The 13,285-nt window shown below is 72.9% G+C and carries 3 protein-coding genes; all 3 read left to right on the top strand.

The window, feature by feature from the left end; all coding sequences use genetic code 11:
• Positions 1-58 precede the first annotated feature (58 nt).
• Positions 59-6,571 carry a type I polyketide synthase gene (locus tag ACZ5WG_RS29215; protein WP_468727198.1) on the top strand — a complete coding sequence of 2,171 codons (6,513 nt, stop codon included), beginning with the start codon at positions 59-61 and terminating at the stop codon, positions 6,569-6,571.
• Between the two features lie 5 nt (positions 6,572-6,576).
• Positions 6,577-9,684 (top strand): type I polyketide synthase, encoded by a 3,108-nt coding sequence (locus ACZ5WG_RS29210; RefSeq protein ID WP_468727040.1) that lies wholly within the window; start codon positions 6,577-6,579, stop codon positions 9,682-9,684.
• A 91-nt stretch (positions 9,685-9,775) separates the two neighbouring features.
• Positions 9,776-13,057 (top strand): non-ribosomal peptide synthetase, encoded by a 3,282-nt coding sequence (locus ACZ5WG_RS29205; RefSeq protein ID WP_468727197.1) that lies wholly within the window; start codon positions 9,776-9,778, stop codon positions 13,055-13,057.
• Positions 13,058-13,285: the final 228 nt, after the last annotated feature.

Raw genomic sequence — 13,285 nt, 5'->3', positions numbered from 1 at the left:
GAGAGCGATGACAAACGACAACAACGCCGAAGTTCTCGAGTACCTCAAGCGGACGTCGATCGAGCTGATCGAAACCCGCAAGCGTCTGAAGGAGCTGACCGAGGCCGCCGCCGAGCCCATCGCCGTGGTGGGCGTCGCCTGCCGTTTCCCGGGCGGGGCGGCGTCCCCGGAGGCCCTGTGGGACCTGGTGCAGGCGGGCGCGGACGTCGTGTCGGAGTTCCCCGAGGACCGTTTCTGGGACCTGGAGGACCTCTACGACCCGCAGCGCGAGCGGCCGGGCACCTGCTACACGCGGGAAGGAGGCTTCCTCCACGACGCGGGCGACTTCGACGCCGACTTCTTCGAGATCAACCCGCGCGAGGCGCTGGCCTCCGACCCGCAGCAGCGGCTCCTGCTGGAGACCTCATGGGAGTCCCTGGAGCGGGCCGGCATCGACCCGCACTCCCTGCGCGGCACCAGCACCGGCGTCTTCGCCGGCATCGCCTACTTCGGGTACGGCAACCACTACTTCACCCCCGAGAACATCTCGGGCTACGCGCAGATCGGCTCCCTGCTGAGCGTCGCGTCCGGCCGCGTGTCGTACGCGCTGGGCCTGGAGGGCCCGGCGGTGTCCACCGACACCGCGTGCTCGTCCTCGCTGGTGACGGTGCACCAGGCGGTGCAGTCGCTGCGCCAGGGCGAGTGCGGCCTGGCGCTGGCCGGCGGCGTCACCGTCATGGCGATGCCGCAGGTGCTCCGCGAGTTCGCGCGCCAGGGCGGCCTTTCGGCCGACGGCCGGTGCAAGGCGTTCGCCGACGCGGCGGACGGCACCGGCTTCTCCGAGGGCGTCGGCATGCTGGTCCTGGAGCGGCTCTCCGACGCGCAGCGCAACGGCCGCAAGATCTGGGCGGTCATCCGCGGCTCCGCCGTCAACCAGGACGGCGCCTCCAACGGCCTGACCGCACCGAGCGGCCCGGCGCAGCAGCGCGTCATCCGCGCCGCGCTGGCCAACGCCCGCGTCCAGGCGGGCGACGTCGACGTGGTCGAGGCGCACGGCACCGGCACCACGCTCGGCGACCCCATCGAGGCGCAGGCGCTGCTGGCCACCTACGGGCAGGAGCGCGAGCCGGGCAACCCGCTGTGGCTGGGGTCCCTGAAGTCGAACATCGGCCACACCCAGGCGGCGGGCGGCGTCGGCGGCATCATCAAGATGATCATGGCGATGCAGCACGGCGTCCTGCCCAAGACGCTGCACGTGGACCAGCCCTCGACGCACGTCGACTGGACGGCCGGCGCGGTCGAGCTGCTGACCGAGGCCCGCGACTGGACCACCGCCCCGGGCCGGCCCCGCCGGGCCGGCGTGTCCAGCTTCGGCGCCAGCGGCACCAACGCCCACCTCATCCTCGAGGAGGCCCCCGAGGCGCAGCCGGCCCCGGACGCCGCCGACCGCACGCCGGCCGGCGCTGCGGGCATCGTGCCGTGGGCGCTGTCGGCGCGGTCCGAGCAGGCGCTGCGGGCGCAGGCCGAGAAGCTGCGCGCGTTCGTCGCCGCCGACCCGGCGGCGGACCTCGCCGCCATCGGCGCCTCGCTGGTCTCCAGCCGGGCGCAGTTCGAGCACCGCGCCGTGGTGCTGGGCAGCGGCCGGGACGACCTGCTGGACGCCCTCGCGAAGCTGGCCGAGGGCGCCGAGTCCCCCGCCGTGGTGCGCGGCGCGGCCGGCGAGCCGGGCGGCTTCGCCCTCATGTTCCCGGGCCAGGGCTCGAAGTGGACCGGCGTGGCCCGCGAGCTGTACGACACCTTCCCCGTCTTCGCCGAGGCCCTCGACGAGGTCTGCGCCCGCTTCGACGCGCACCTCCCGTTCGAGCTCCGGCCCCTGCTCCTCGCCGACGAGCCCGAGGGCCGCGAGCGTACGGACGTCATGCAGCCCGCGCTGTTCGCCCTGCAGGTCGCCCTCTACCGGCTCCTCGGCCAGTACGGCCCGCAGCCGACCCACCTGATCGGCCACTCAGTCGGCGAGATCGCCGCCGCCCACGTGTCCGGAGCCTTCGACCTCGACACCGCGACCCGCATCGTGGCCGCCCGCGGCCGCACCATGCAGGCCGTCGCCGAGCCGGGCGCCATGCTGGCGGTCCGCGCCTCGGAAGCCGAAGTCGCCGCGCTGCTGCGCCCGTACACCCGTACCGGCATCGCCGCCGTCAACGGCCCGGAGTCGGTGGTGGTCTCGGGCCTGCGCGACGAGGTCCACGACCTGCGCGACCGGCTCGTCGCCGACGGCCGGTCGGCGAAGCTGCTCCCCGTCGACCACGCGTTCCACTCCCCGCTGATGGGACCGGTCCTCGAGGAGTTCGAACTGGCGCTGCGCGCGCTGCCCATGGGCGGCGAGCTGTCGATCCCGGTCGTGTCGACGCTGCTGGGCCGCGAGGCCACCCTCCAGGAGCTGACGTCCGTCGCCCACTGGGTCGACCACGTCCGCGAGCCCGTGCGCTTCCACGACGCCGTGGAGCGCGCCCGCGCGGCCGGCGCGAACGTCTTCGTCGAGGTCGGCCCGGGCTCCACGCTCGCCGGCCTCACCAAGGACGCGTTCGCCGCGGAGGGCGTGCACGACGCCGTCGTCGTGGCCTCTTCGCGCCGCGACCGCGGTGTCGCGCAGGGCCTGGCCGGCGCGCTCGCCGAGCTGCACGTCCTGGGCGCCGCCGCGGACTGGGCCGCCCTGTTCGGCACGCAGGAGCGCGTCGACCTCCCGACGTACGCGTTCCAGCACCAGCGCTACTGGATGGACTTCCTGTCGGGCCTCGCGTCCGCGGACGTGACCTCCGCCGGCCTGTCCGCCGCCGAGCACCCGCTGCTCGGCGCCGTGGTGGACCACCCCGGCACCGACGAGGTGGTGTTCACCGACCTGTGGTCCCTGCGGACCCACGAGTGGATCGCCGACCACGCCGTGTTCGACTCGGTCGTCGTCCCGGCGACCGCGTACATGGACCTGGCGCTGTCGGTGGGCGAGCACGTCGGCTGCGCCTCGGTCGAGGAGCTCTCCCTCGAAGTCCCGCTGATCCTCCCCGACACGGGCGACGTGCAGGTGCGCGTCGTCGCCGGCGCCGCGGACGGGAGCGGCCGCCGCTCCCTGGACGTGTACTCGCGTCCCGCCGAGGACGCCGCCGGTGCCGGCGGCTGGACCCGGCACGCCATGGGCACCCTGGCGCCCGGCGCCCCGCAGGACGCCGGCCGGGCCGACGACGCCCGCGCGCTCGCCGCGTGGCCGCCGGCCGGGGCCGAGCAGATCGGCTTCGACGGCCTCTACGACTCCCTCGCGGACGGCGGCTTCGACTACGGCCCGCTGTTCCGCGGCCTGCGCGAGGTCTGGCGCAAGGGCGACGACCTGTTCGCCCTCGCCACCCTGCCGGAAGGCGCCGACGGCGGGTTCACCCTGCACCCGGCGCTGATCGACACCGTGCTGCACGCCGTCGTCGCCGGCGGCGTCATCACCGTGACGGGCGACCAGGGCTGGATGCCCTTCGCCTGGTCCGGCGTGCACCTCGCCGGGGACTGCGGCCCGACCGTGCGCGTCAAGCTCACCCCGGCCGCCGAAGGCGTCGTGTCCCTCGTGATCGCCGACGAGCACGGCCGCGAGATCGCCCACGTCGACGCGCTGACGTTCCGCCCGGCGAGCGCCGAGCAGGTCCGCTCGGCGCGCGGTGGCCGCGAGCAGTCCCTGTACGCACTGGACTGGCGCCCGGCCCCGGAGGCCGCGCCGGACGCCGGCCGCGCGCAGTGGGGCGTCATCGGCTCGGAGACCGGCCGGGCCGCCCGGCTCGTCGCCGCGGGCGACGGCGGCGTCTCGCTGTACGCGTCCCTCGGCGAGGTCCTCGCCGCCGACGCCCCCCGCCACCTCGTCCTGTGCCTCGACGACGCCGTCGCCCCCGGCGACGACCTGCTCACCACGGTCGGTGACGCCGGCAAGCACGTGCTGGAGACCGTCCAGAAGTTCCTCGCCGAGGACCGGCTCGCCGCGTCCACGCTGGTCGTGCTCACCCGCCTGGCGCAGGCCACCGGCGCGGGCGACGACGTCGAGAGCCTGCCCGGCGCGTCCGTGTGGGGCCTGATCCGCTCCGCGCAGACCGAGCACCCCGGCCGGTTCCGGCTCGTCGACATCGACGACGAGGAGACCTCGTGGGCGGCCTTCGCGGACGCCCTCGCCCTCGGTGAGGACCAGCTGGCGCTGCGCGGCGGTACGTCCCTCGTGCCGCGGATGGTGCAGGCCGCGCCCGCCGACCACCAGCTCGACGCCCCGGCAGACGGCGCGTACCGGCTGGGCATCACGAAGGCGGGCACGCTGGAGAACCTGACGTGGGTCGCGTGCCCCGAGGTGGCGGCGCCCCTGGAGGCCGGGCAGGTCCGCATCGCCGTCCAGGCGGCCGGCCTCAACTTCCGCGACGTCACGATCGCCCTGGGCCTCATCGACCGGACGGACTTCGACTCCGGGCTCGGCAGCGAGGGCGCGGGCATCGTGCTGGAGGTCGCGGACGACGTGGCCGGCCTCGCCCCGGGCGACCGGGTGACCGGCATCTTCAACGGCTCCTTCGGAAGCGTGGCCGTGGCCGACCACCGGCTGCTGGCCCCCGTCCCCGACGGCTGGAGCCACGCCGAGGCGGCCTCCATGCCGAGCACCTTCCTCACCGCCTACTACGCGCTCTTCCACGTGATGAAGCTGCAGAAGGGGCAGCGCATCCTCATCCACGCCGCGGCCGGCGGCGTCGGAACGGCCGCCGTCCAGCTGGCCAGGCACGTGGGCGCCGAGGTCTACGCCACCGCCAGCCCGGCCAAGTGGCCCGCGCTGCGCGGCATGGGCCTCGACGACGCGCACCTGGCGTCCTCGCGCGACCTGGAGTTCGTGGAGAAGTTCCTCGACGCCACGGACGGCCGCGGTGTCGACGTCGTGCTCAACTCCCTCGCGCACACCTTCGTCGACGCCTCGCTGAAGCTGCTGCCGGGCGGCGGCAACTTCATCGAGATGGGCAAGACGGACATCCGCGAGGCCGGGCAGGTCGCGGCCGACCACCCCGGAGTCGACTACCAGGCCTTCGACCTCTACGGCACGGCGGGCCCGGACACCATCCACGAGATGTTCCGCGACGTCATGGAGCTGTTCGCCGACGGACGGGTGCAGCTCAGCCCGATCTCCGTCCGCAGCATCCGCGACGCCCGCAAGACGTTCCGCGAGATGAGCCAGGGCCGCCACGTCGGCAAGCTGGTCTTCGACCTGAGCGGTGGCTTCGGCGGCGGCAGCGTGCTCGTCACCGGCGGCACCGGGGGCGTCGGCTCGCTGGTGGCGCGGCACCTCGTCGCCGAACACGGCGTACGGAGCCTGGTGCTGGCGAGCCGTCGGGGAACGGCGGCCGACGGGGTTCCCGAGCTGGTCTCGGACCTCGAGGAGGCGGGCGCCGCCGTCCGGGTCGTGGCCTGCGACATCGCGGACCGGGATGCCCTGGCGGACCTGCTCGCGGACATGCCCCCGCGGTACCCGCTGACGGCGGTCGTCCACGCGGCGGGCGTACTGGCCGACGGCACCGTCGAATCGCTGACCCCGGAGAGCCTCGACCACGTGCTGCGCGCCAAGGTCGGCGGTGCGGTCAACCTGCACGAGCTGACCCGGGAGCACAGCCTGTCGGCGTTCGTCCAGTTCTCCGCCCTCGCCGGCACGCTCGGCACCGGAGGACAGGCGAACTACGCCGCGGCGAACGGCTTCCTGGACGGTCTGGCGGCCCAGCGCAGCGCATCCGGCCTGGTCGGCACCTCGCTGTGCTGGGGCTGGTGGGAGCAGAGCAGCGGCATGACCGGGGACCTGGACCAGGCCGATTTCTCCCGGCTCCGGCGGATGGGCATCGCCCCGATGCCGACGCCCGAGGCACTGGCCCTGTTCGACGCGGCGTGCGCGAGCGGCAAGCCGGTCCTCGTCCCGGCCCGGGTGGACGTCGCCGGGCTGCGCAGCAAGGCCGCCGACGAGCTGCCGCTGCTGCTGCGCGGCCTCGCCGACTCCGGCCGTCCGCGCCGGAGCAGGGCGGGCACGCCCAAGGACGGCGGCTCCGTGGACCTGGCCGCCAGGCTGGTCACCCTGCCGGCGGACGAGGCGGAGGCAGCGGCCTTGGACTGGATCCGCGACCAGGCCGCCGTCGTGCTCGGACACCCGTCCGGCGCGGCCGTCGACGCCGACCAGGCGTTCACCCAGCTCGGATTCGACTCGCTGACCGCGGTCGAACTGTGCAACCGCCTGGCCGCCGCGACCGGACTGCGCCTGGCGTCCACCCTCGTCTTCAGCTACCCCACGCCGCGCGAGCTGGGCCTGCACCTGCTGGGCCTGCTGCGTCCCGAGGCGGACGCGAGCCAGGACGAGGACGCTGTGATCCGCGAGGTGCTGCGGAACGTCTCGATCGACGGCCTGCGCAGCGCGGGCCTCCTGGAGCTGGTCCTGGCGTGCGCCAACCCGCCCCAGGAGAACGGCGAGGCATCCGCGGCGGACGCGGACACCGGTGCGGACGAACTGTCGGACATGGACCTGGACGCGCTGCTCGACCTGGCTCTGGATGAGAAGAGGTAAGTGACATGACCAACTCCGCGGATCAGACGGCGGAGGGCGGGGACCGGGTCCAGCGGGCGCTCCGAACGCTGCTGGAGGAGCGCGACCGCCTGCGCCAGGAGAACGACGCCCTGAAGGCCGGCCGTGGCGAGCCGATCGCCGTGGTGTCCATGGCCTGCCGCTACCCGGGAGGCGTCTCGTCGCCCGAGGAACTGTGGGACGTGATCCGCAGCGGCCGGGACGTCGTGGACGCGTTCCCGACGGACCGCGGGTGGCGGGACGTGTACGACCCGGACCCCGACACCGTCGGCAGCGCGTACGTGCGCCAGGGAGGGTTCCTGGCGGACGTCGCAGGCTTCGACGCCGACTTCTTCGGCATCAGCCCGCGCGAGGCGCTGGCGACCGACCCGCAGCAGCGCATGCTGCTGGAGACGTCGTGGGAGGCCTTCGAGCGCGCCGGCATCGTCCCCGCCGACGTACGCGGGGCGGAGGTCGGCGTCTTCTCCGGGGTGAGCTCCACCGAGTACGGCTGGCGTTTCCTGGAGTCGGGCCAGAGCGAGCTCGAGGGCTACCTGCTGTACGGCAGCTCGCTCAGCGTCGCGTCCGGCCGGGTGGCGTACGAACTGGGGCTGACCGGGCCGGCGGTGTCCCTGGACACGGCGTGCTCCTCGTCGCTGGTGGCCCTGCACATGGCAGTGCAGTCCCTGCGTGCGGGGGAGTGCTCCCTCGCGCTGGCCGGCGGGGCATTGGTGATGTCGACGCCCGCCGCCTTCGTGGAGTTCGCCCGCCAGGGCGCCCTGTCGGCCGACGGCCGGTGCAAGGCCTTCGCGGACGGGGCCGACGGGACCGGCTGGGCCGAGGGCGTGGGCGTACTGCTCCTGGAGCGGCTGTCCGACGCCCGGCGCAACGGCCACCCGGTGCTCGCCGTCGTCCGCGGTTCCGCGGTGAACCAGGACGGCGCCAGCAACGGGCTGACCGCTCCCAACGGCCGCGCGCAGGAGAAGGTGATCCGGCGGGCACTGGCGAACGCGGGGGTCAAGCCCTCCGAGGTGGACCTGGTCGAAGCCCACGGCACCGGAACCAAGCTGGGCGACCCCATCGAGGCGGAGGCCCTGCTGGCGACCTACGGGAAGGACCGGGCCGACGGCAGGCCGCTCTTCCTGGGATCCCTGAAGTCGAACATGGGTCACGCCCAGGCCGCCGCCGGAGTCGGCGGGGTCATCAAGGCCGTGATGGCCATGCGCCACGGGTACCTGCCGAAGACCCTGCACGTCGACGCGCCCTCGAGGCACGTCGACTGGTCCTCCGGCGGGGTCGAACTGCTGGCGGAGGGCCGTGAGTGGACCCGGGCGGACGGTCCGCGCCGGGCCGGGGTGTCCTCCTTCGGCGTCAGCGGCACCAACGCGCACGTGATCCTGGAAGAGGCTCCGCAGCAGGAGCAGGCGGACGAGCGGGTCCCGGGCCCGGGCGTCGTCGGCGGGCTGGTGCCGTGGGTGGTGTCGGCCAAGAGCGCGGCCGCCCTGCAGGGCCAGGCGGGCAAGCTGCGCGACTTCCTCGCTGCCGACCCGCAGGCGGACATCGCCGGCATCGGCGCGTCGCTGCTGTCGAGCCGGTCGCGGTTCGACCACCGTGCAGTCGTGCTGGGCCGCGGTCGCGACGAGCTGCTGAGCGCTCTGACGGCGCTGGGCGAGGGTGCGGAGTCCCCCGCGGTGGTGCGCGGAGCCACCGGGAAACTCGGCGGTGTCGCCTTCATGTTCCCCGGGCAGGGGTCGCAGTGGGTCGGCATGGGCCGGCAGCTGTACGACACCTTCCCGGTCTTCGCGCAGAGCCTCGACGCGTGCGCGGCCGCACTGTCCGAGTGGGTCGACTGGTCGCTGCTCGACGTGGTGCGCGGCGTGGACGGGGCGCCGTCTCTGGACCGGGTGGACGTGGTCCAGCCGGCGCTGTTCTCGGTGATGGTGTCGATGGCCGGCCTGTGGCGCTCCTGGGGTGTGGAACCGGCCGCCGTGGTCGGACACAGCCAGGGCGAGATCGCCGCCGCCTACGTCTGCGGTGCACTGTCGTTGAGGGACGCCACCAAGATCGTGGCGCTCCGCAGCAAGGCTCTGGTGGACCTGATCGGTCACGGCGGGATGGCATCGGTCGCGGAGTCCGCGGAAGTCGTAGCGGAACGTCTCGTTCCGTGGGGCGACCAGCTGAGCATCGCCGTCGTCAACGGGCCCCGCTCCGTGGTGGTGTCCGGGGAGCCGGACGCGCTCGACGAGTTCGTCGAGAAGATGAAGGCCGACGGCGCTCAGGCGCGGAGGATCTCGGTCGACTACGCCTCGCATTCGCACCACGTGACCCGGGTCCGCGAGCAGGTGCTCGGCCCGCTGTCCGACGTGAGCCCGAAGACGTCGGCGCTGCCCTTCTACTCGACCCTCCACGGCGAGGTCATCGACACCGCACAGCTGAACGGCGACTACTGGTACGACAACCTGCGCGAGAAGGTCCTCTTCGAGACCTCCGTCCAGCGGTTGGCCGAGGACGGTTTCCGGGTGTTCGTCGAGATGAGCCCGCACCCCGTTCTGACCGTCCCGGTGCAGGAGATCGTCGAGGACGTGGACGACGCGCTGGTCCTGTCCTCGTCGCGGCGGGACCGGGACGAGGTGGAGGCCGTGGTCGGCTCGCTGGCCCAGCTCCACGTCCGGGGCGGGTCGGTGGACTGGGACGCCCTGTTCGGGACTCGCGAGCGGGTGGACCTCCCGACGTACGCGTTCCAGCGGCAGCGGTACTGGCTGAACTCCTCGCAGACGGCGGTGGCGGCGGAGGTGCCCTCGACGGAGGCACCGGCCGGCGACGACCACCTCGTACCCCTGCCGGAGCGGCTCGCCGCCCTCTCCGGGGACGACGCGGAGGCACTCGTGCTCGAGCACGTCCTCGAGAAGGTCGCCGTCGTGCTCGGACACCCGTCCAGCGCGTCCGTCGACCCCGACCAGGAGTTCAAGGAGATCGGATTCGACTCCCTGCTGTCGGTGGAGCTGAGCAAGCGTCTGACCGCATCGACCGGACTCAAGCTGAGGGCGAACCTGGTCCTGAAGTTCCCGTCGCCGAGGCGGATCGCCGAGCACGTCACGTCCTCGATGGCCGCGTAGGAATGTCCCGCCGGCGGGACACGCAAGCTCCACAGCTGCTTGTCCCGCCCGGCACCGAGTTGTCTTGAACGGCCGACCCACTTCCCTGAAGGTGGGGGTGATCTGTGAAGTTCTCCGATTCCCGGGCCTGTTTGCTGAGGGGTTGATCTGTGTGCGTTCGTTCGGTGCGTCGTCTGCGCATAAAGGCATGTGGCGGGCGCAGGAAATGGCTCCCGACACGCCGAACCATGCGCTGACCATGTGGGATGTGGACGGTGAGCTGGACGCGGCGGTCATTGAATCCGCGTTCCTGCACGTGATGGGCGAGGCGGAGGTGCTGCGCGTCAACTTCGTCGACGACGGCAGCGGGCTGCGCCTGGTACCCCGGGAACTGGGGGACTGGCGGCCGTTCTACCTGGACCTCAGTGCCGAGGCCGATCCCGAGCAGGCGGCGCGCGAAGCGCTGGCCGACATGGTGCGGCAGCCGTTCGACCTGTCGCGGGACCTGCTGTTCCGGCTGGGTGTGGTCAAACTCGCGGAGGCCCGCTCCCTCCTGGTGATCGCCTACCACCACCTCATATCGGACGGGTTCGGCGCGGGTGGCCTGCTCTCGCGGCGCCTCGCCGAGGTCTACACGGCGCTGGTGCGGGGCGAGAACGTACCGGAGCTGCCGCACCCGTGGGACGCCGAGTCGTTCGCGGCCGAGGCGACGGAGTACCTCGCCTCCCAGAAGTTCACCGAGGACTCGGAGTTCTGGCGCGACTACCTGAAGGATGCCCCGGCGCCCGCCCAGGTTCCGCGTGTCGCCCTGTCCGACTCGCTGCGGGCCGCGCTCTCCCAGCCGCTGAGCAGCGCCGACCGCTGGTCGGAGGTGGCCGAGACCATCGGCATGGTGAGCCGGACGCTGACCGTTCCGCGCGCCGAGGCCGACGTCTGGACCGAGACCGCGACGGACATGGGCGTGTGGATGTCGCAGATGCTGACCGCGGCCGCGGCGGTGTTCTTCCGGCACCGCTGCGACCGTCCGGAGTTCCTCCTCTCGCTGGCCGTGGGCAACCGCGTCGGCGTGGCGAGCCGGACGCCCGGCCTGGCCGTGAACGTGGTGCCGGTACGGGTGGCCGTTCCGCTCGGTGCGACCTTCGCCGAGATCGCCGACGCCATGGTCGACGAGACGTACGAGCTCTTCGGCCACACCGCCTGCCACTACTCGGACATCCAGCGCGCGAGCGGAACCGTCCTGAGCGGCCGCGGCAGCTTCGGCGCCGTCATGAACGTCGTCGAGTTCGTGGAGCAGCTCCACTTCGCCGACAGCCCGGCGCGCTACTCCGGCGCGACGACCGGCACCTTCGAGGAACTGTCGATCGGCGTCTACACCGACGGCAGCGCCGACAGCGACCTCTACATCCGGCTCGACGCCCCTGCGAGCCTGTACCACCGCGCGGAGCTGCGCTTCCTCGGCGAGGAGCTGATCGCGCACATCCGTGCCGTGGTGGCCGCCGGTACGCAGCCGATCGGTGCGCTGGACGTGGTCGGCGGTGTCGAGCGCGACGGCGTGCTGACGGCACCGAACGACACGGACGTGCCGCTGCCGGGGCTGACGGTCCCGGAGCTGTTCGCCCTGCAGGTGGATCGGGACCCCTACGCCATCGCGATGGTGTCCGGCGACTCGGAGGTCTCCTACCGGGAGCTGGACGAGCGCTCGAGCCGGCTGGCCGAGGCGCTGCGACGGCAGCACGTCGGACCCGAGACGGTCGTCGCCGTGGCGATGCCCCGATCGGTGGACCTCGCCGTCGCGCTGCTGGGCGTGGTGAAGGCGGGCGGGGCCTACCTGCCGATCGACCCGACGCTCCCGGCGGAGCAGATCACGTCGCAGGTCGGCGGCTCTGCGGCGCGCGCTCTGCTCACCGACGCGGCGACGGCCGGAGCACTCTCCTCCGGCCTGGACGTTCCGGCGATCGTGTTCGACGACATCCGCTCGGACGGCGCCGACGACGAGAACAGCGGTGCGCCGGAGGCTGCGGTCCCGTCGCACCAGGACAACCTGCTGGCCGTGATGCACGGCTCCGGAACGACCGGTGCGGCCACGGGAGTCGCCGTGACGCACCGGAACATGGAGCGGTTCGTCAAGGACCGCCACTGCAAGGAGGCCGGCCACAGCACCGTGCTGTGGCACGCGCCGCACACCGCCGATGCGCTCGCCCTCGAACTGTGGGTGCCTCTGCTGAACGGCGGCCGCGTGGTCGTGGCTCCCGCGGGGGAGCTCGACATCGACGCGCTGACCGCCGTGCGAGCGGCGACCGAGATCTCCACGGTGTGGCTGCCCGCGAGCCTGTTCTCGGCGATCGCGGCAGAACGCCCCGAGACCTTCGCCGGGCTGCGCGAGGTGTGGACCGGTGGTGACCGCGTGTCCACGGCCGCGCTGCGCCGGGTCCGCGAGGCCTGCCCCGAGCTGACGATCGTCACCGGCCACGGCTTGACGGAGACGACCGTCTTCGCCGCATGCCAGCGCCTGGCTGCGGACGAACCGGTGCGCCTCGCGTCCGCGGTCGGCCGCCCGATGGACAACACCGCCCTCTACGTGCTGGGTCCGGGACTGGCGCCGGTCCCCGTCGGCGTGACCGGAGAGCTGTACGTGGCCGGCCCCGGCGTGGCCCGTGGATATGCAGGGCAGCCCGGGGCGACCGCGGAGCGGTTCGTGCCCTGCCCGTTCGGTCCGGCCGGCGGGCTCATGTACCGGACCGGAGACCGGGTGCGCTGGGGTACCGGCGGCCGGCTCGAGTACGTGGCCCGGGCCGACGCCCAGGTCGATGTACGTGGCGTTCGAGTCGAGTTGGCCGAGGTCGAGGAGGTGCTGTCCGAGCACAGCGGCCTTGCACAGTCGGTCGTGGTCGTCAAGGAGGACGGTTCCGGGCAGCAGCGGCTGGTGGCCTATGTGGTCCCGGTCCGCGGCCAGGCCGTTTCGGGCGAAGAGCTGCGCCGGTTCGCCGCAGGGTGGCTGCCGGAGTCCATGGTGCCGTCGGTGTTCACGGTGCTGGAACGCCTGCCGGTGACGGTCAACGGGACGGTGGACCGGGCCTCGCTGCCGGAGCCCGAGTTCGACGCGAAGTACCGGGCACCGCGCAACGAGACCGAGCGGGTTCTGGCCGCGGCGTTCGCCGATGTGCTCGAGCTGGACCGGGTGGGCATCGACGAGGACTTCTTCGACCTCGGTGGCAACTCGCTGCGGGCGATCAGGCTGGTCGGCCTGATCCGGGCGGAGCTGAACCAGGAGGTGTCGATCCGCAGGCTGTTCGCGGCGCGCACCATCACCGGTCTCTCGGACATGTGGAAGGACCTCGCCCAGTCCAGCAGGCCGACTCTGCGCAGGAGGACGAGGGAAGGCGCCGTTCTCTGACCGCGCCGTGACGCCGAGCGCCCGCGGCCCCCTGACCAGGGGCCGCGGGCGTTTGTGCTGCCTGCTGTCCTCGAGCGGGGCTCAAGTGGGCCACCACCGGCCTCCGGTGAACTTCCGACGGGGTTCAGCTCGTGCTGGATCGAACCGTGTGAGTGGTTCCGCACAGCGTTCGTGGCTGAAGCCGGTGTGGTGGCGTGAATCCATCTGCCATTAAGAAAACCGCATGAG

This window comes from Streptomyces sp. NPDC032745, assembly GCF_055579465.1.
This window is presented reverse-complemented; position numbering and strand designations above follow the sequence as displayed.